The 18,281-nt window shown below is 69.4% G+C and carries 16 protein-coding genes; 3 read left to right on the top strand and 13 right to left on the bottom strand.

What is annotated here, in order from left to right:
• The first annotated feature begins 96 nt into the window (after positions 1-96).
• Positions 97-1,011: a LacI family DNA-binding transcriptional regulator gene (locus HNR09_RS10205; protein WP_179541937.1), complete on the top strand. Its 915-nt coding sequence runs from the start codon at positions 97-99 to the stop codon at positions 1,009-1,011.
• A gap of 18 nt (positions 1,012-1,029) precedes the next feature.
• Here HNR09_RS10205 and HNR09_RS10200 read toward each other — a convergent pair whose 3' ends face one another.
• The 8 genes from HNR09_RS10200 to HNR09_RS10165 form a co-directional block, all read right to left on the bottom strand.
• Complete coding sequence (locus HNR09_RS10200) at positions 1,030-1,836, bottom strand: ABC transporter ATP-binding protein (protein ID WP_179541936.1); 807 nt, start codon at positions 1,834-1,836, stop codon at positions 1,030-1,032.
• Complete coding sequence (locus HNR09_RS10195) at positions 1,833-2,723, bottom strand: ABC transporter ATP-binding protein (RefSeq protein WP_179541935.1); 891 nt, start codon at positions 2,721-2,723, stop codon at positions 1,833-1,835. Before HNR09_RS10195 ends, HNR09_RS10200 begins: the two co-directional genes overlap by 4 nt.
• Positions 2,720-3,757, bottom strand: a complete 1,038-nt coding sequence (locus tag HNR09_RS10190) for an ABC transporter permease (RefSeq protein WP_179541934.1) — start codon at positions 3,755-3,757, stop codon at positions 2,720-2,722. Before HNR09_RS10190 ends, HNR09_RS10195 begins: the two co-directional genes overlap by 4 nt.
• An 11-nt stretch (positions 3,758-3,768) precedes the next feature.
• Positions 3,769-4,758 carry an ABC transporter permease gene (locus tag HNR09_RS10185; RefSeq protein WP_179541933.1) on the bottom strand — a complete coding sequence of 330 codons (990 nt, stop codon included), beginning with the start codon at positions 4,756-4,758 and terminating at the stop codon, positions 3,769-3,771.
• A gap of 27 nt (positions 4,759-4,785) precedes the next feature.
• Positions 4,786-6,561, bottom strand: coding sequence for an ABC transporter substrate-binding protein (locus tag HNR09_RS10180; protein ID WP_246348788.1), 1,776 nt, complete (start codon positions 6,559-6,561; stop codon positions 4,786-4,788).
• Between the two features lie 153 nt (positions 6,562-6,714).
• The gene (gene manA, locus HNR09_RS10175; RefSeq protein WP_179541932.1) at positions 6,715-8,052 is read right to left on the bottom strand and encodes a mannose-6-phosphate isomerase, class I; all 1,338 of its coding nucleotides are present in this window, start codon (positions 8,050-8,052) and stop codon (positions 6,715-6,717) included.
• Complete coding sequence (locus HNR09_RS10170) at positions 8,049-8,987, bottom strand: N-acetylglucosamine kinase (protein WP_179541931.1); 939 nt, start codon at positions 8,985-8,987, stop codon at positions 8,049-8,051. Before HNR09_RS10170 ends, manA begins: the two co-directional genes overlap by 4 nt.
• A gap of 23 nt (positions 8,988-9,010) precedes the next feature.
• Positions 9,011-11,635: a glycoside hydrolase family 2 protein gene (locus HNR09_RS10165; protein ID WP_179541930.1), complete on the bottom strand. Its 2,625-nt coding sequence runs from the start codon at positions 11,633-11,635 to the stop codon at positions 9,011-9,013.
• 360 nt (positions 11,636-11,995) lie between these two features.
• On the opposite strand from HNR09_RS10165, the gene HNR09_RS10160 reads away from it, so the two are divergent.
• Both HNR09_RS10160 and HNR09_RS10155 read left to right on the top strand, forming a co-directional pair.
• Positions 11,996-14,152, top strand: a complete 2,157-nt coding sequence (locus HNR09_RS10160; RefSeq protein ID WP_246348786.1) for an alpha-galactosidase — start codon at positions 11,996-11,998, stop codon at positions 14,150-14,152.
• Between the two features lie 32 nt (positions 14,153-14,184).
• Entirely contained in the window at positions 14,185-14,754 is a 570-nt protein-coding gene (locus HNR09_RS10155) for an NUDIX domain-containing protein (protein ID WP_246348785.1), read from the top strand.
• Positions 14,755-14,865: 111 nt separating this feature from the next.
• Here HNR09_RS10155 and rpsN read toward each other — a convergent pair whose 3' ends face one another.
• From rpsN to HNR09_RS10130, 5 genes are all read right to left on the bottom strand, one after another.
• Positions 14,866-15,171 carry a 30S ribosomal protein S14 gene (gene rpsN, locus HNR09_RS10150; protein ID WP_179541928.1) on the bottom strand — a complete coding sequence of 102 codons (306 nt, stop codon included), beginning with the start codon at positions 15,169-15,171 and terminating at the stop codon, positions 14,866-14,868.
• A 2-nt stretch (positions 15,172-15,173) separates the two neighbouring features.
• Positions 15,174-15,341, bottom strand: a complete 168-nt coding sequence (gene rpmG, locus HNR09_RS10145; protein WP_022872124.1) for a 50S ribosomal protein L33 — start codon at positions 15,339-15,341, stop codon at positions 15,174-15,176.
• Positions 15,341-15,577 (bottom strand): 50S ribosomal protein L28, encoded by a 237-nt coding sequence (rpmB, locus tag HNR09_RS10140; protein WP_179541927.1) that lies wholly within the window; start codon positions 15,575-15,577, stop codon positions 15,341-15,343. The genes rpmG and rpmB overlap by 1 nt, the downstream gene beginning before the upstream one ends.
• A 472-nt stretch (positions 15,578-16,049) precedes the next feature.
• On the bottom strand, positions 16,050-17,273 hold the full coding sequence (locus HNR09_RS10135) for an acetyl-CoA C-acetyltransferase (RefSeq protein WP_179541926.1): 1,224 nt from the start codon (positions 17,271-17,273) through the stop codon (positions 16,050-16,052).
• 15 nt (positions 17,274-17,288) lie between these two features.
• Positions 17,289-18,233, bottom strand: coding sequence for a LysR family transcriptional regulator (locus HNR09_RS10130; RefSeq protein WP_179541925.1), 945 nt, complete (start codon positions 18,231-18,233; stop codon positions 17,289-17,291).
• Between the last annotated feature and the right edge of the window lie 48 nt (positions 18,234-18,281).

Genomic DNA, 18,281 nt, shown 5'->3' with positions numbered 1-18,281 from the left:
ATCGTGCCGGGAGCCCTGGCGTCCGGGACGGCAGCCCTGCGCTAACCTAGCACCTGACCCGCCGCCGTCCGGCGACGACGACATCGAGGAGCCCCGATGACCACCGGTCAGCACCTGGGTATCACGCTCACCCGCCGCTCCCGCTCCCTGGACACCGAGCCGTTCCACGACGAGCTCCTCACTGGGATCGAGACGGTGGCCGACCAGCACGGCTTCTCCTGCCTGGTGCAGGTCGTCGGCGACCTGGACGAGGAGCTGGGCTGCCTGCGCCGATGGTCCCTTCTCGGTGCGGTGGCCGGGGTCGTGCTCACCGACATCCGCGAGCAGGACCCCAGGCCCCAGCTGCTCCGAAGCCGTGGGCTGCCCTTCGTCCTGCTGGGCGAATCCCCGGAGTCTGAGCCGGAGTCTGAGCCGGAGTCTGAGCCTCAGGACAGATCCGCACCACAGGTCCCCGTGGACAACTATGGGGCGATGCGCGCGGCAGTCGCCGCCGTCGTGGACCTCGGCCATCGCCGCATCGGACGTGTGGCCGGCCCCGCTGATCTGCTGCACACCCAGGCTCGCGGTGAGGCCCTGGCGCACGCCGCGCAGGACCTCGGGCTGAGCACCAGGACCGCCTACGGCGACTACAGCCCAGAATCCGGGGCGCAGGGCGTCAAGCTGCTGCTCGAGCACGACCAGCCGCCCACCGCCATCATCATGGACAACGCCCTGATGGCCGCGGCCGGTGTCGACGCCGCCCTCACGCTCGGGCTGCGCGTCCCGCGGGACCTCTCGGTGCTGGCCTGGGACGACTCCGCGCTGTGCGCCCTGACGGACCCGCCGCTGTCCGCGATGAGCCACGACGTCGTCGCCCTGGGACACCGGGTGGCCGAACAGCTGATCAGCGCGCTCGGCGGGGAGCCGGTCGCCGACCGCACCCCGCCGCCCACTCCGGTGTTCGTGGCCCGCGGGACCACGGCGGCGCCGCCGGCCGAGCCGCGCCGGACGCCGCCGTCTCACCCACACTAGGCACGAGCGGGGCCGCCCTCAGGCCTGCAGCTCGCGCAGGCGGCGCTCCGGATCAGGGGAGGCCTCCCGCAGCCGCCGGGTGTACTCGTGCTGCGGGTCGAGGATCACCTGGTCCGCGGGACCCCGCTCAACGACCTGCCCCTGGTAGAGCACCAGGATCGTGTCGCTGAAGTGGCGGGCCGTGGCGAGGTCGTGAGTGATGTACAGGACTCCCAGGACCTCCTCCCGCTGCAGCTCCGCCAGCAGGTTCAGCATCCCGAGCCGGATCGAGACGTCCAGCATGGACACCGGCTCATCTGCCACGAGGACACCGGGGTTCGGAGCCAGCGCCCGAGCGATCGCCACCCGCTGTCGCTGGCCGCCGGAGAGCTCATGCGGGCGCCGCGCGGCGAACTCCTCCACCGGGGAGAGCCGCACCCGCTCGAGGAGCTCGTAGACGCGGCCACGGATCTGCCGCGAGGTCAGCCCAGGATGGTGCAGGCTCAGGGGCCTGCTGAGGTGGTGTTCGATGGTGTGGTACGGGTTGAGCGAGGCGAACGGGTCCTGGAAGACCATCTGGACCGCACTCCGGTAGGCGTGCTGTGCCGCCCGGCCACGCCCCACCGGCCGTCCGTCCAGCAGGATCTTCCCGCTGGTGGGCCGCTCCAGCTGCATGAGCATCTTCGCGATCGTCGACTTCCCGGATCCCGACTGACCCACCAGGGCCGTGGTGGCCCCCGGCTCCAGGGTCAGCGAGACGTGGTCCACCGCGCGCAGCGTGGAGGACCGGAAGCCCGACCGCAGCTGATAGTCCTTGACCACGTCCTGCATCTGGAGCACTGTCATGATTCCTCCTTGCCGTGACGGATGAAGTCCCCGCGGTCCCCGGTCAGCGACGGGAAGGAGCCCAGCAGCTGGCGGGTGTAGTCGTGCTGCGGGCGGGTGTAGAGGACCCCGGCGTCCTCCATCTCCACGATCCGCCCCTCCTTCATCACCGCGATCCGGTCACTGATCTCGAGCAGCAGCGGCAGATCGTGGGTGATGAAGATGACGGCGAACCCCAGCTCGGAGCGCAGCCGGGAGATCTCCTGCAGGATCTCTCGCTGCACGACGACGTCCAGCGCCGTGGTGGGTTCGTCCATGATCATGACCTGGGGGTCCAATGCCATGGCCATCGCGATCATCACGCGCTGTCGCATCCCTCCGGAGAGCTCATGGGGATAGGAGCTCAGCCGGCGACGTTCGACCCCGACCCTCTCCAGCAGATCTCCGCACCGTTCTCGCCGCTCGCTGCGGCTCATCTGAGGCCGATGCGTGGTGAACACGTCCTCCAGCTGGGCACTGATCTTCTTCACCGGGTTCAGCGAGTTCATCGCGCCCTGGAACACCATCGAGATCTGCTCCCACCGGAAGCGGCGCAGCTGCTCGCCCTCCAGAGCCCGGATGTCGACGTCGTCTCCGTCCCTGGGGTGGAAACGGATCCCTCCACTGGTGATCACCGCCGGGGGTCGCAGCAGCCGGTTGATCCCATAGGCCAGAGTGGACTTCCCGCAGCCGGACTCCCCTGCGAGACCGAGGACCTCGCCGCGCCCGAGGCGCAGCGAGACGTCGCGAACGGCCTGCACCACGCTGAGCGCCCGGTACTCCACGGAGAAGTCCTCGACCGTGAGCACCGGCTCGGGGCTCACCGTGGCCGGACTCGTCGGCACGTGGGCTGCACGGGTCTCGGTCATCGGGGGTCCTCCTTGGTGACAGGGCCGGTCGCGTCAGGGCGCTCGAGCTTCCAGTGCTTGCGCGTCTGGCGTGTCTGGGTGCGCAGCTTGGGATTGATGATCTCGTCGATGGAGAAGTTGATCATCACCATCGCCGCGCCGAAGACGGCGATCATCAGCCCGGGCGGGACGAACCACCACCAGGCGTCCAGCCGCAGGGCCAGCCCGTTCTGCGCGTAGTAGAGCATGGTCCCCCAGGTGAAGGAGTCCGTGGCGCCCAGGCCGAGGAAGGACAGTCCTGCCTCTCCGAGGATCGCGAAGATCACCCCCATGATGGTCTGGGTGGCCAGCAGCGGGACCAGGTTCGGCAGGATCTCCACGGTCAGGATCCTCCACCGGTGCTCGCCCGCCACCCGGGCGGCCAGCACATAGTCCCGGCTGCGGACCGAGAGCGTGTAGCCGCGCAGCACCCGGGCCGCGCCCGCCCAGCTGGTCAGCGCCAGCACGACGGCGACCAACAGGATGTTCTTCTCGGGCATGTAGCTGGAGATGATGATCACCAGCGGCAGCCCGGGGATGACCAGCATGACGTTGGTGAACCAGGAGAACGACTCGTCCAGCCAGCCTCCGACGTAGGCGCCGACCACGCCGAAGAAGGCGGAGAGCAGCAGGGTGAGGACCCCGACGATGAGCCCCACCAGCAGGGAGCCGCGGGTGGCGTGCGCCAGCTGGGCGAACACGTCCTGACCGGTCTGTGTGGTCCCCAGCAGGTGCCCCTCCCCCGGGGCCGTCATGCCGATGTTGTCGATGGTGCTGGGGTTCTGCACCAGGAAGGGCCCCAGGACGCCGAACAGGATGGTCCCGCCGGCCAGCACGAGCCCGATGATGAGCTTCGGCGTCAGCGGGGGCAGGTTCCGGCGTCGGCTCCTCGGCGGCCCGTCCTTGCCTCGAGCCCGTCCTGCGGCGCCCGACGTCGTCGGGCCCTCAGGGCCTCGGGGATCAGCGCTGCCCGAGGCGGCGTCCTCGGTGCGCTCATGGTGATACGTGGTGGACATGGCTGCTCCTCTCACACTTCTGCCCTGGTGCGCGGGTCGATCACGGAGTACAGGAGGTCGACCACGAGGTTGGCACCCAGCACCGACAGGGTGATCACCAGGAAGATCCCCTGCAGCAGGGCGTAGTCATTGGCTCCGACCGCCGCGAGCATCGCCGAGCCGATGCCCGGGTAGGAGAACACCGCCTCGGTGACGATGGACCCGGCGACCACGAATCCGAGCGAGATGGCGAACCCGGCGATCGAGGGCAGCACCGCGTTGCGGGCGGCATAGGACCGCATGATCCGGCCCCGGGGGATCCCCTTGGCCTCGGCCGTGGTGATGTAGTCCTCGGAGAGGGTGGAGACCATCATGTTCCGCATCCCCAGCAGCCAGCCGCCCACCGAGGAGATGACGATGGTCAGCGCCGGCAGGGTGCCGTAGTAGATCACCGAGGAGATGAACTCCCAGCTCAGCCCGGGGGACGTGCTGGTCACGTCATACCCGCCGTAGAGCGGGAATATCGTGTACACCGACCCGAGCAGGTACAGCAGCACCAGGGCCAGCCAGAAGTACGGCACAGACTGGAGCATCGTGGTCGCGGGGATCAGGCTGTCCAGCCAGGTGCCGCGCTTCCAGCCGGCAAGGGTCCCCAGGCCGATGCCCAGGACGAAGGAGATCACCGTGGCCAGACCGACCAGTCCCAGCGTCCAGGGCAGGGTCTGCCCGATCACCTGGGACACCGGCGCCGGGAAGTAGGAGACAGAGACGCCGAGGTCTCCACGGGCCAGCTGCCCCAGGTACTGCAGGTACTGCTGCCAGAGCGGGTCCCCGGTGCTGGTGCCCAGCATGAGCTCGAGGGCGTCCCGCGTGGCAGGGGTGACCTGGCCCCGCTGGGACAGCCTCGAGATCAGCTGGTCGACCGGGTTCCCCGGCATCAGTCGGGGGATCAGGAAGTTCAGCGTCAGCGCCGCCCACAGGGCCAGCGCGTAAAAGCTCAGCTTCCGCAGAAGGAACCTCATCGAGTGTCCTCTCCTCTCAGACCGAGATCACTCGGACGGTTCGATCGTCTGCAGCACGATCCCGTTGTCCCAGGCCTTCCACGCGGCGGCGAAGGCGTAGGGATCCTCGTTGGAGGGCCACCCGGTGGCGCGGGTGTTGTTGAACTGGGTCAGCGTGGAGTTGATGTAGATCGGGATGTAGGGCATGTCCTCGACGATCTGCTCCTGCACGATCGCGAACTGCTCCGCCTGCTCCACCGGGTCCTCGGTCTGGCTGGCTGCCAGGACCGCCTCGTCCACCGCCTCGTTCTCGTAGCGGGCGATGTTCTGCCCCAGCGCCGCCTCGCCCACGGGTGCCGAGTTGTGGCTGACATAGCGGGGGTCGTAGGTGAAGTAGGGGTTCGAGGACGCTCCCAGCCCGATGGAGTCCAGCGAGAGCTGGAACTGCCCCTGGATCTGGTTGTCGTTCCACTCGTTCCAGGCGACCTGGGTCGACCGGAGCTCGATGCCGACCTCGGCGAGCTGCTGGGCCAGGGTGTCGTTGATGGTGATGTAGTCCGACCAGCCGGAGACGGTCTGGATGGTCATCGAGAGTCTCTCGCCGTCCTTGACGCGGATGCCGTCGTCGCCGATCTCCCAGCCGGCCTCCTCGAGGATCTCGGCGGCCTGATCCGCCTCAGGGGCCTGCGGCACCTCCTGCATGTCGTCATCGCTGATCCAGTCGCCGTCGCGATCCGGGAGCAGCAGGGTCGGGGAGGCGGTCCCCCCGTAGCCGGCGCCGGCCAGGTTGTTCAGCTGCTCACGGTCCATGGCCCAGTAGATCGCCTGCCGGACGGCCGGGTCGGTCTGCGGTCCCTCGCAGCCCAGCTCCTCGCTCGAGCAGGTGAACACCGAGGTCGTCAGGGCCGGGGTGTTCACCCAGCTCAGCTGCTCGTGGGTGGCGAGCAGATCCTCCATGCCGGGGAGGAAGGTGCTCATCCAGTCGATCTCGCCGGCGGTCAGCGCCGCCGCGGCGGCGTCGGCATCCTCGAGGCCGACGTAGCGCACCTCGTCCAGGTGCGGCCCGTCCTCGCTCCAGTAGTCCGGGTTGGCCTCGAGCACGAAGCTCTGATCCGTGAACTCCCGCAGCATGAACGCCCCCGTGCCGACCGGGTCCTGGTTGATGTACGCCACCGGGTCCTCCACCTCGGACCAGATGTGCTCCGGCACGATCGCCTGGTTGCCCAGCACTGCGGCCTCCTGCATGAAGGAGGTGTCGGGGAAGGACAGCAGCACCGTGTGCTCGTCCACGGTCTCTCCGCTCGCGGAGAGTCCCGAGGTGTTCAGCGCGGGGGTCTCCTGGATCCTGTTGAAGGTGTAGGCGACGTCGTCGGCGGTGAACGGCTCGCCGTCGCTCCAGGTGACACCTTCACGAAGGGTGACGGTCAGCTCCGTGCCCTCCTCGTTCCAGGAGTGCCCGGTCGCGAGCATGTGCTGGGGCTCGACGTCGTCGGCGAGGTTGTACCAGTACAGCGACTCGTAGATCACTCCGAGCGTGGGCTGCAGCGCCGTCGGCGAGAAGGGGTTCCAGTTCTCGCTGATGGTTCCGTCGGCGCCGTTGACAGTGATGCTCGACGGACTGTCTCCGCCGTCGCCGCCGTCGCCGCTCGCGGCATCACCGGCGCATGCGGTCAGCGCCATCAGCATGGCGGTGCCGAGGCCCGCCGCGCGCATCCTGCGCCGGGTCGTCCGGCGCGCCGGCGGCCGTGGTGCGAGCTCCTCGGCTGCCGGGTCGTCGAGGGGGAAAAGTGTGGTGCGGGGTGTGGGGGTGCTCGTGCTGGTCATGGTTCCCTCATCCGTATCGGTGTGACAGACCTAGGGTCTGAAACTTTCTTTAGTTGATTAACTACTGTGTTGGCAGAGTTCAGCGACGCTGCCTCCCTTCGTCGAACACCGTGGCCCGCCGCGCCGGTGGCTCGGCGGAGGTCTCACACGTACTCATCTCTGATCCCCTCCTGTCATCCGGTGCGACGCGACGGCGGTGGACGGGCGCCGGTGGCCCTCGCCTCGCGGCACGGCCAGGAAAGCTCTGCCCTGGCCCTCCACCTGCAGGCGCGCGGCCTCCGTCACGAGGAGCATGTCTCCGCGCCGGACGCGGCGGCGCACGGCCGGCTCCGAGGGCTCGCCCTGCGGCGGGACGGTCTCCCCCGCCGTGATGCGGAGATCGCCCTCGAGCACCACCAGGATGCTCGGCCCCGAGGCGCGGACGGCTGCCTGGCCGGTGACCTCGATCAGCTCGAACGGCGAGGAGTCAGGTGCGGCGGGTCCATGCGCCACCTGGTGTGCACCGATCGTCTGCGGAACGATCGGCACCGCCGGGCCGGGGGCGAGCTCGGCCACCTGCAGGAGCTCGACGACGTCGATGTGCTTGCCGGTCAGCCCTCCGCGCAGCACGTTGTCGCTGGGACCCATCAGCTCGATGCCGAGCCCTTGGAGATACGCGTGGACGACGCCGGCACGCAGCCACAGCGACTCGCCCGCCTGCAGCGTCACGTGGTTCAACATCACAGCCACCGCGATCCCTGGATCCCCGGGATGGTGCCGCTGGAGATGATGGACGAGTCGGCTGAGCGCCTGTCCGGAAGATCCGGTGTGTCCAGCGGGGCCATTGACGGAGAGCCGATCCGCCGCGTGCAGCAGTGCGGGCACGACGGCCGCGGAGGTGGACTCACCGGAGAGCAGCCAGGACACCATGTCGCCCATGTCGCCTATGCCTCCCGGTCGCTGCTGGAGCCGCTCAGCCTGGTCCAGCCAGTGAGACAGCGCCCGTCGGTGAGGTGCGGAGGCGTCATCCTCGGGAAGGGCGGCCAGCGCCTCGCTCACGACCCCGAGGAGCTCGTCGACCGGGCGGAAGCCACACAGCGCCTCGAACCCGTCCTCCAGGGCGAGGATCATCTCGGGCTTGGGCCGGGGATCGCGGTACATGCGCTCGGGGGCGTCGGCGGGGACTCCGGCCGCCTCCTCCCGGGCGTACCCTCGTGCGGCTCGTTCGGCATCAGGGTGGGCCTGCAGGGACAGCGGCTGCTCTGCGGCGAGGATCTTGAGCAGGAACGGCAGCCGGTGCCCCGTCGCCTGCTCCCACTCTCGGGTGTCGGCCCAGGGAGAGTCGGCGTCGAGGAGCCGGCTGGGTGAGCGCGGATGGGCACCGAGCCACAGCTCGGCCTCGGGTCCCGGCGCGGCGAGGCATCCCAGTAGGGCGCTGATCCGGCCGGGTGCGCCCCAGGCATAGGGCATGCAGTCGTTGTCGATCCGCAGCAGTCGCAGGCGCTCGGTCATCGCAGACACTCCTTCGGAGCTGCGGAGGAGATGAGGGGACGCAGCGGATGGTCTTCGGGCAGCTGGGCCATGTGGGCGGCCCCGTCGACCCCTTCGGCCTCGGAGTCCAGGAGCCGGACCTGCGGCAGCGAGCGGTGGAGATGCGCGGAGAACTCCTCACGGACGTGGGAGGACCCGAACACGCCCCCGGTGGAGGCGACCAGCGTGGGCTCCCCGCCCCGGGGCTCACCGACCCGCCGCAGGGCGGTCAGCACCGTGTGGGCGAGCTCGCGGCCGGCCCGGCGGCAGATCTCCGCGCACACCGGGTCGGTGTCCGCGTGACGAGAGACCTCCCGAGCGAAGGCGGCGACCGTGCTGACCCGGTCGGCGTCGTTCTGCAGCTGCAGATAGGCCGATTCGATGTCAGGCCAGCGCCGGACGGCCGCCGCGGTGAAGGTGGTCTGCGGGCCGCGCCCGTCATGTGCCCTCATCACGGCATCGAGCGCGGACCGACCGATCCAGTACGCGCTGCCGGCATCGCCCATCACGTTGCCCCATCCATCCACGCGGGCCACGGATCGCTGACCCACGCCCAGCGCCACGGCGCCGGTGCCGGCTGCCATCACCGCGCCTCGGGACCGACCCAGCGCGCTGAGACCGGCGGTCACCGAATCATGGGCCAGATGGATCTCGAGCGGGCGCAGGGTTCCCGGGGGGTCGAGGAGATGCTCGGCCTGGGAGTCGGGGCCGGTCAGCCCGGAGACGCCGAGCGCCACCACCGCATCCTGGCCCAGATCGGCCAGGGTCTGCGCGACCAGAGACCGCAGCTGCGGCAGCACCGGCTGGTCGGTCTGCACCCCGTCCAGCACCTCTCGGCGTTCTCCGGCGGAGTCGCACAGGATCGCTTTGGTGGACGTCTGCCCCACATCCATCGCGATGAGCGGCCGGGCGGCCATGTGCCGGTCCTCGCGGCCCCCGGTCACGCCTGGACCATCTGGTCGGCCGAGCGCAGCTGGTTGGCCGAGCGCAGCACATGCGCGGCGGTCAGCGTCTCGACGTGGAGCCCGGCCAGCTCGGCTGCGACATCGCCACGCCGTCCGGCACCGACCGTGATCGCCGGGGTGAGGCGGAAGGTCGCCGTCCGGCCCGGAAGCAGGGTCACCAGCCCGGTGCCCACCCGGGCGTCCTGACTGACCCGGTCCACCAGGAGGGTCAGATCCCGCAGCAGGGTCTCAGCGGTGACGTCGAGGGCCACTCCGTCCTCCACTGTCCGGAGCGTGGCGCTGAATCGGGGATCAGGCAGTGCGGAGTCTCGCGGCTCTGCGAAGAACCAGTGATCGGCGAGGTCGTGCAGGCCCGCCCTGACCAGCTCCCGCGTGGCATCCTGCGGAAACGCCAGGCTCGTCGGCAGCGTCACCCGCTCGGTCCCGCGGGGCGCGACGCGCACCTCGATCTCCACCTCGGCCAGCGCTGCTCCGTCGAGGTCGAGCCGCGCCAGTTGCAGCGGGCCCTCCCAGCTCTCCGCGGTGTCGTTGCACAGCACCGCCTCGAGCCCGCCATCGGTCGGCTGCAGGGTGATCAGTCGGGGCGCGTAGGCTCCGGCCAGCGCATGGTAGAGCGGCTTCTCGCGCTCGTCGCCGTCGATTGCGGCCCAGGAGGTGACCGGCCAGCAGTCGTTGAGCTGCCACACCACGGCGCCGGAGTTCAGCGGTGCGAGCGAGCGGAACCAGCGCAGCGCCGTGGCCACCGCCGTGGCCTGGTTGAGCTGCATGGCCCAGTGCCACAGCTCCATGTCACGTGGCACGCGGTGATGCGGCAGGAGCCCCCGGGTGAGCTTGTCGTTGCCGTGCTCGGCCTTCTGGTGGACGATCATCCCCGGAGATTCCGGGGTCAGCGGAGCGTCAGAGATCGCCCGGGTGAGCGTGGACCAGGCCGGCGGCCCCTGCCAGCCGAACTCCGCGACGAAGCGTGGGCGGTGCTCGCGATAGGTCCTCCAGTCCTTCTGGTTCCACTGCTCCCAGAGGTGGACCGAGCCGTGGCTCTCGTCGTTGGGGTGCTGGCCCCCGGGACTGAACGGGCTGCCCGGGGAGTACGGCACTTGCGGGGCGATCTCCTGGACCAGCGCCGGCAGCAGCCTGTGGTAATACTCGGCGCCCCAGCTGGCGCCGTCGAGCATGTCCTTCCAGCCCCAGTCCTCATAACCCCAGAGGTTCTCGTTGTTGCCGCAGAGCATGACCAGTGAGGCGTGGTGGCCGATCCGCGCGATGTTCTCGCGCGCCTCCGCCTCGACCTCGGTTCGCAGGGGCTCCTCCTCGGGGTATCCCGCGCAGGCGAAGAGGAAGTCCTGCCAGGTGAGCAGACCCAGTTCGTCACACAGATCGAAGAAGTCATCGGACTCGTAGATGCCGCCGCCCCAGACGCGCACGAGGTTCACGTGAGCGTCGCGCGCCTGCTGCAGCCGGCGGGCATACCTGTCGCGGTCCACCCGGGTGAAGAAGGCGTCGTCGGGGATCCAGTTGACGCCCTTGACGTAGACCGGCCGCCCGTTGACGAGCAGCTGCAGAGGCGTGCCGTGCTCGTCGGGGTCGCTGGACCAGGCCACGGTGCGGAAGCCCACACGTCGCGAGGCGGCGTCGAGGGGCGCATCATCAGCAGAGTCCGCGCCGTCATCCGGCCTGCGCAGCCGGAGCGTCACGTCATAGAGCGGCTGCTCACCGTGACCGGCGGGCCACCACCGGCGCACCTGTCCGGCTGCCAGATCGAGCACGATCGATCCCGTGCCGGCGGGGACGCGGACTTCGGATCGACCTCCGCCCTCCTCGAGCTCCAGCTCCAGGGCGAGCTCCTCGCCGGCGTCGCCCGGGCTCTCCCGCTCGACGAGGACCTCGGCGAGCACCCGTCCCGAGCCGAGCTCCCCAGGGCGACCGTTGCTCTGCTGCACTGCGGGGGCGGCACTAGGGGCTCCATCAGGGGCAGGGTCCTCGGTCTCGGTGCGGAGCCTCACCTCCTGCAGCCGCGCCACGCTCCAGGACTCCAGAGTGACGGGCTTCCAGATCCCCACGGAACAGGTGGAGATCCCCCAGTCCCAGCCGAAGCTGCAGGCCGCCTTGCGGATCGCCTCATAGGGCAGCGAATAGGGACGCTGGCGTGGCCCCAGGGCCTGGCTCTGTTCGTTCGCGTAGCTCACCGGGCTGCGCATCTCGACGATGAGCTCGTTGCTTCCGGCGCTCAGCGCGTCGGTGACGTCGAACCGCCAGCCGCGGTGCTGATTGGCGACGTGGGCCAGGGGCCGACCGTTGAGCAGGATGCGCGCGACCGTGTCGATCCCCGCGAAGACCAGGTCATGACGGGCGTGCGCCGCGAGATCCTCGGCAGTGAGGGTGAAGGTGCTCCGATAGGTCCAGTCGGTCCGCCCGATCCACGCAGTGAGGGCCTCGTGGTCGTCGAGGAAGGGGTCCGGGATGAGGCCCTCACGCAGCAGGTCGAGGTGCACTTCCCCGGGGACGACGGCGGGCACGGCCCGATCGCCGACGAGGGCGGACTGGGCTCCACCGGTGGCCTGGACGGTCCAGCCATCGGTCAGAGAGCGTCGGACGACGGTCACGGATGGTTCTCCTCAGCTGTGGTCTTGCGGCGGCGGAACAGCACCGTCGATGTGCATGACATCGTAGGACACACGAGGCGCACCTACAAGAGTTTTTGTGATCTGTGACACATGCTGTCCCGCGAGGTTACCCGCGCCACCTCCTTCCGAATCTTGCTTTTGACGTGCAGATTTCCTGGCCCCGCCTGCACCGATGTCCCACTGAATGTCCCATTCTGGTCAGGAATGTCTCACGTTGCCATCAGCCCATCCGGCGCGTTTCCCTTCGACGTCGACGCCGTCGCGAGGACAGCCGCCGTTGACGCGGTAACTTCAGCCAGTGAAGATACTGAGAGTGCTTGCCCGAACCGGAAGGATCCCTTGAACACCATCCGCTGGTCCCTGCTGCGCCGAGAGGGGGTCGCCCTGATCCTGACGCATCCCGCTCAGGGCTTGCCCGCCGTCATCCACTGGGGCGCAGACCCCGGTCCGCTCACCGAAGAGGAGCTGGAGGCACTGGACCGGGCCACGGCACGTCATACCCAGGGAGAGAGCCTCGACGCCGCCTGGCGGGTCCCCCTGGTGCCCCAGGACTCTGACGGCTGGGCCGGCCGCCCCGGCCTGCTCGCCTCCACCGCGAACGGCCCCGTCTTTCCGCGCTGGCAGGCCACCACCGAGCAGCCGGACGAGCACACGCTGACGGTGCACAGCGTAGACTCCTCAGCCGGTCTCCAGCTGATCTCCCAGCTCCGCGTGGAGCTCGGCGGCCTGGTCACGCTCACCCACACGCTGGAGAACACCGGCGGTGAGCCGGTGGAGCTGCACTGGCTCGAGGCGACCCTCCCAGTGCCCGCCTCCGCTGAGCAGATCACCACGTTCACCGGTCGGTGGACCGGGGAGAAGCGCCCCGTGACCGCATGCGCCCCGCCGGGGACCACGGTCCGCGAGACTCGGCGCGGCCGGGCCGGCCACGACTCCCCCTGGGTGACGATGCTCTCCCCGGAGGCCCCGCGGAACCGGAGCGGAGCGATCTGGTCGGTCCACCTCGGCTGGAGCGCCGATCTGCGCCATCGGGTGGACCGGCTGACCGAGCATCCTGGCTGCCTGGGTGCCGGCGAGCTGCTGCGCCCTCAGGAGATCGTCCTCGAGCCAGGCCAGCGGTACACCACCCCGGTGGCCTTCTTCGCCCACTCCGCCCAGGGTCTCGACGGCGTCTCCGCGCGCTTCCACACCTGGATCCGCAGCCGCCGGCAGCATCCCCGCACTCCACGCCCCCTGGTCCTCAACACCTGGGAGGCGGTCTACTTCGACCACGACCCCGAGCGGCTGGAGCAGCTCGCCAGGCGCGCCGCCGACGTCGGCGTCGAGCGTTTCGTCCTCGACGACGGCTGGTTCCCGGCCCGCCGCGACGACACCGCCGGGCTCGGCGACTGGACGGTGGCCACCGACGTCTGGCCGCAGGGCCTGGGCCCCCTGGCGGAGCTGGTCCATTCGCTGGGCATGGAGTTCGGCCTGTGGTTCGAGCCCGAGATGGTCAACCTGGACTCTGAGCTCGCCCATCGCCATCCGGAGTGGATCCTGGGCAACCCCGCCTCCGTGCCGTCCCCGGACGGCCTCTCGTTCCGACATCAGTACGTGCTCGACCTCGCCGACTCCGACGCGTGGTCCCATGTCCACAGCCGGATCTCCGCCCTGATCTCCGAGCTGGGCATCGACTTCATCAAGTGGGACCACAATCGGGACCTCGTCGAACCTGTCCATGCGGGCATCCCCGGCACGCATGCGCAGACCCGGGCGGCGTACCGGATGATCCGCCGGCTGAAGGAGGAGCATCCCGGACTGGAGATCGAGTCCTGCTCCTCGGGGGGAGCGCGCACGGATCTGGGCATCCTCGCCCATGCGGACCGGGTGTGGGCCTCCGACTCCAACGACCCGCTGGAGCGCCAGGAGATCCAGCGGTGGACCGAGCTCATCCTGCCGCCCGAGCTCATCGGTTCACATGTGGGCCCCTCCCCCGCACACAGCTCCGGGCGGGTGACCGATCTCTCCTATCGCGCGGCCACATCCCTCCAGGGCTCCGCAGGGTTCGAATGGGACATCCTGAGCTGCACGCCGGAGGAGACGGCCCGGATCACGGCCTTCGGCCAGCTCTACCGCCGGCTCCGGCCGTTGCTGCACGGCGGGTCCGTGGTCCATCCGGACACCGGCGATCCCGGACTGCGCGTCCGCGGGGTCGTGGCTCAGGACGGTTCGGAGGCCCTGTACACGATCGCCACGACGGCCGCCCTGCGGGAGGCCCTTCCGGAACGGATCCAGCTGGACGGGCTCGACCCGCGTCGGACCTACAGGATCAGCCTGCGCGAGGAAGCGGGCCCGGCACGATGGGGGCCGCAGACACCCGACTGGATGAGCGGTGAAGAGGTGGCGCTGCCGGGCCGTGCGCTGATCGAGGTCGGCCTGCAGCTGCCCCCGCTGTGGCCCGCCCAGGCCCTGATCATCCAGCTCAGCGCCCTCGGCGGCGCACCAGAGGCGGCCTGACCTGAGCCCGATCGGCCAGTAGGATGTCGGGCATGCCCCGCACCGTCCACACGCCCCTCGCTGAACGATTCGTCGCGGACCTGCGCAGCTGGCACCCGCGCATGCCGCAGCAGGAGCGGCTCAAGCAGGAGTATCTGGCCCTCGCGGACCAGGGTGACGAGCCGTTCCGGCGCCGTCCCCGGCGCGAGCATCTCACCGCGAGCTGCTTCGTCTTCGACGAGGCGTTGACCCAGGTGCTGCTCTGCTTCCACCGGAAGGGCCAGTTCTGGGTGCAGCTGGGCGGCCACATCGAGGACGGCGACGGCTCCGTGCCCGCGGCGGCCTTCCGCGAGGCCGCCGAGGAGAGCGGGCTGCAGACGCTGCGGCCGCTGCGCCGCCGCCCCGTGGACCTCAATGTGCATGCGCTGGGATCAGGTTTCTCCCACTGCACCGCCCACTGGGACGTGGGCTACGCCGCCGTCGCTCCGCGCGGGGCCCAGCTGGTGGTCAGCGAGGAGAGCGAGGAGCTGCGCTGGTGGCCTGTGAAGGCGCTTCCCGCGGGCGTCGCCGCCGAGCTCGACACTCGCCTGCGTGGCGTGCTGACCGAGCTGGGCGCCGCCTGAGGCACAGCCCACGGCCCTCTCCAGGAGACGACAAGGGCGGGACCACCCGAAGGTGATCCCGCCCTTGTCAGCGGTCTGGCAGATCAGCCGAAGCTGGTCACCAGGACATCGTCACCAGGACGACTTGGTGATCCCGGGCAGCTCGCCGTTGTGCGCCATGTTGCGGAAACGGATGCGCGAGATGCCGAACTTCTGGAAGGTGCCGCGCGGACGACCGTCGATGGAGTCGCGGTTGCGGACACGGATCGGACTGGCGTCGCGGGGCAGCTTCTGCAGGCCCACGCGAGCAGCCTCGCGGTCCTCGTCGGAGGCGTTCGGGTCGGTCAGCGTCTTCTTCAGCTGAGCGCGCTTCTCGGCGTAGCGCTCAACGATGATCTTGCGCTGCTCGTTCTTTGCGATCTTGGACTTCTTGGCCATGATCAGCGCTCCTCTCGGAAGTCGACGTGCTTACGGACGACCGGGTCGTACTTCTTCAGCACGATGCGGTCGGGGTTGTTGCGGCGGTTCTTCCGGGTCACGTAGGTGAACCCGGTGCCGGCCGTCGACTTCAGCTTGATGATGGGACGTACGTCCTTGTCCTTGGCCATTAGAGCTTCTCACCCTTCTCAATCAGCTCGGCGACGACAGCGTCGATGCCGCGGACATCGATGGTCTTGATGCCCTTCACGGACAGGTTCAGCGTGACGTGACGCCCCAGCGAGGGCACCCAGTAACGCTTCTTCTGGATGTTCGGGTCGAACCGGCGCTTGGTGCGACGGTGCGAGTGGGAGATGCTGTGGCCGAACTGCGGCCCCACTCCGGTTACCTGGCAACGAGCTGCCATGATCACTCCTCCAACATAAGTACGAATATATCTCCGGGCGGTGCCCGCGAACACACGGATCCCCAGGTCAGACCTGATAAGACCATGCGGTCGTTGAGCCGAGTCCCGCCACCAGTTGTGACACCGTGACTTACGAGGACGGACCAGGCTGGGTGAGATCCAACCGAAGTGCCTTCTCATCGCGGACGAAAGACGGTGGTGCTTGCCTTGTGGTGCGCTGGAATCCAGGCTTCACAATTCACCGCACTGCTTTCCGTCGCCGAGCCCCAGCCTTCCCGACGGACGTGGATCAGAGCATCTCGGATCCATCACCCACCGGGCATGCTTCAGGCACAGCACAGCACGGCTTGCGACTGTCAATAGTAGCCGGACGGCGCGAGAACGGCAAAGCGGAGCCCGGATTCCGCGGCCGACGACGACGTCGGCCCGGCTCCCGGCGCTCCGCTCCCGACGATCCCCAGCTCAGCCGTGCTCAGCTCAGCCGCTCGATGACCATCGCCATGCCCTGGCCGCCTCCCACGCACATCGTCTCCAGGCCGTACTGGCCGTCGCCTGCGCGCAGACCGTTGAGCAGGGTCGCAGTGATCCGCGCCCCCGTCATGCCGAAGGGGTGACCGAGGGCGATCGCCCCGCCGTGGACGTTGAGCTTCTCCCACGGCACGCCGAGCTCCTTGGCGGAGGGGATCACCTGTGCGGCGAAGGCCTCGTTGATCTCCACGAGGTCGACGTCGTCGACGCCCAGCCCGGCCCGCTCCAGGGCCTGCCGGCTGGCACCGACCGGTCCCATCCCCATGATCTCGGGAGACAGCCCGGTCAGCCCGGTGGAGACGATGCGCCCCAGCGGCTCGAGCCCCAGCTCACGGGCTCGGGTGTCACTCATGATGACCAGCGCGGCCGCACCGTCGCTGAGCGGGCAGGCATTGCCGGCGGTGACCGTCCCGTCCGGGCGGAAGACCGGATCCAGGCCGGCGAGCGCCTCGGCGGTCACGCCGGGGCGGGGGCTGTCGTCGGCGTCGACGGTGGTGCCGTCCGGCAGGCGCAGCGGGGTGATCTCCCGGGCGAAGAACCCGTCTGCGATGGCCTTCTCGGCACGGTTCTGGCTGAGCTGGGCGAACTCGTCCTGCTCGGCCCGGGTGACCCCGGTGCGCTGGGCGACGTTCTCGGCGGTCTGCCCCATGGTGATGTACGCGTCGGGCAGCTGCCCGTCATCGCGCGGATCGTGCCAGACGGCTCCGCCCTCGGCGGTCTTGGCCGTGCGGGCCATGGCTTCGGCGAAGCGCGGATTCTCGAGCTCGGCCCCGGGGATCCAGTCGGAGGTGCCCTGGGCGAATCGGCTGACCGCCTCCACTCCGGCGGAGATGAACACGTCACCCTCGCCGGCCTGGATGGCATGGAAGGCCATGCGGGTGGTCTGCAGGGAGGAGGAGCAGTAGCGAGTGACGGTGGTGCCGGGCAGGTGGTCCATGCCTGCGAGGACCGCCACGATGCGAGCCATGTTGAACCCCTGCTCGCCGCCGGGAAGGCCGCAGCCGAGTATGAGATCCTCGACCTTCCCGGGATCCAGCTGCGGCACCTTCTCCAGTGCGGCCTGGACCATCTGGGCGGTCATGTCGTCGGCGCGCAGATCCACCAGGGAACCTTTGCGCGCCCTGCCGATCGGCGACCGGGCCACGGACACGATGACGGCTTCAGCCATGATGTGATCTCCCTCTCAGAACGATTGTGACCCCAGAGTAACATCGCCTGCCGGAGCCGTCACCCCACCGTCGTCGGCCAGCCCGCGCAGCATCTCGAGCACGCGGCGCACCGCCGGTGACTCGCACAGGCTGCCCCGGGAGCGCACCATGATGGTCCGCCGAAGCGCCGCCCCGGACAGCTCGACGGCGGTCACCTGCGCGGGGTCCGCCCGCACCGAGGAGAAGCTCAGCCGGGGCATCACCGTGATGCCAACTCCGGCGGCCACCAGCGCCACCGCGGAACCGTAGTCCTGTGTCTCGTACTGGAAGCCGGGCGTGAAGCCGGCCGCAGCACAGGCCTCCAACAGGATCTGTCGGCAGGTTCCGCGGGTCAGGTCGTTGTCCACCCACCGCCAGCCGGCCAGCTCCTCCAAGGCGGCCTCCCGCCGCCCTGCCAGCGGATGCCCCACGGGCACCACCGCCACATAGGGCTCGGTGAGCAGCGGCTCGACGTCGAAGCCCGGCCGATCGGGCAGGTCCCGGTGGGCCACGCAGATCTCGACGTCGACGTCTTCGTCGCGCCCCTGCGCAGCCTCCCAGAGCCGCAGGTCCAGTCGCAGGTCGTGGAACTCGGCGGAGATCGCCGCGACGACGGCGGGCATCCAGGTCACACCGACCGAGGCGATGTGCGAGATCACCAGCGACCCGGTCCGCCCTTCCCGCAGGTCGACGGCCAGCTCCTCCAGACGCGTGGCCTGGCCGAGCAGCCGATCGGCCTCCTCGGCGAAGCGCCGCGCCACCCCGGTGGGGGCCAGGCCGCGCCCGTTGCGGATGAAGAGCTCCAGGCCGGTGTCCTTCTGCAAGGCCTGGAGCTGCTGGCTCACCGCCGACGGGGTGTACCCCAGATTGACTGCGGCCGCGTGGACGGAGCCGGCGGCGAGCACGGCGCGGAACGTCCGCAGCCTGGTCAGGTCGATCATGGATGAATCATAAAGCAGTACTGAATGGTCGTCCAGAGATGTTCGCTT

The organism is Nesterenkonia xinjiangensis (assembly GCF_013410745.1).
GTDB lineage: Bacteria > Actinomycetota > Actinomycetes > Actinomycetales > Micrococcaceae > Nesterenkonia > Nesterenkonia xinjiangensis.
This window is presented reverse-complemented; position numbering and strand designations above follow the sequence as displayed.

Coding starts and splice junctions, on each gene's coding strand:
- HNR09_RS10155 (WP_246348785.1), top strand. CDS start 14,185: ATGCCCCGCACCGTCCACACGCCCCTCGCTGAACGATTCGTCGCGGAC.
- HNR09_RS10185 (WP_179541933.1), bottom strand. CDS start 4,758: ATGAGGTTCCTTCTGCGGAAGCTGAGCTTTTACGCGCTGGCCCTGTGG.
- HNR09_RS10135 (WP_179541926.1), bottom strand. CDS start 17,273: ATGGCTGAAGCCGTCATCGTGTCCGTGGCCCGGTCGCCGATCGGCAGG.
- HNR09_RS10180 (WP_246348788.1), bottom strand. CDS start 6,561: ATGACCAGCACGAGCACCCCCACACCCCGCACCACACTTTTCCCCCTC.
- rpmG (WP_022872124.1), bottom strand. CDS start 15,341: ATGGCCAAGGACAAGGACGTACGTCCCATCATCAAGCTGAAGTCGACG.
- manA (WP_179541932.1), bottom strand. CDS start 8,052: ATGACCGAGCGCCTGCGACTGCTGCGGATCGACAACGACTGCATGCCC.
- HNR09_RS10205 (WP_179541937.1), top strand. CDS start 97: ATGACCACCGGTCAGCACCTGGGTATCACGCTCACCCGCCGCTCCCGC.
- HNR09_RS10170 (WP_179541931.1), bottom strand. CDS start 8,987: ATGGCCGCCCGGCCGCTCATCGCGATGGATGTGGGGCAGACGTCCACC.
- HNR09_RS10130 (WP_179541925.1), bottom strand. CDS start 18,233: ATGATCGACCTGACCAGGCTGCGGACGTTCCGCGCCGTGCTCGCCGCC.
- rpmB (WP_179541927.1), bottom strand. CDS start 15,577: ATGGCAGCTCGTTGCCAGGTAACCGGAGTGGGGCCGCAGTTCGGCCAC.
- rpsN (WP_179541928.1), bottom strand. CDS start 15,171: ATGGCCAAGAAGTCCAAGATCGCAAAGAACGAGCAGCGCAAGATCATC.
- HNR09_RS10200 (WP_179541936.1), bottom strand. CDS start 1,836: ATGACAGTGCTCCAGATGCAGGACGTGGTCAAGGACTATCAGCTGCGG.
- HNR09_RS10195 (WP_179541935.1), bottom strand. CDS start 2,723: ATGACCGAGACCCGTGCAGCCCACGTGCCGACGAGTCCGGCCACGGTG.
- HNR09_RS10190 (WP_179541934.1), bottom strand. CDS start 3,757: ATGTCCACCACGTATCACCATGAGCGCACCGAGGACGCCGCCTCGGGC.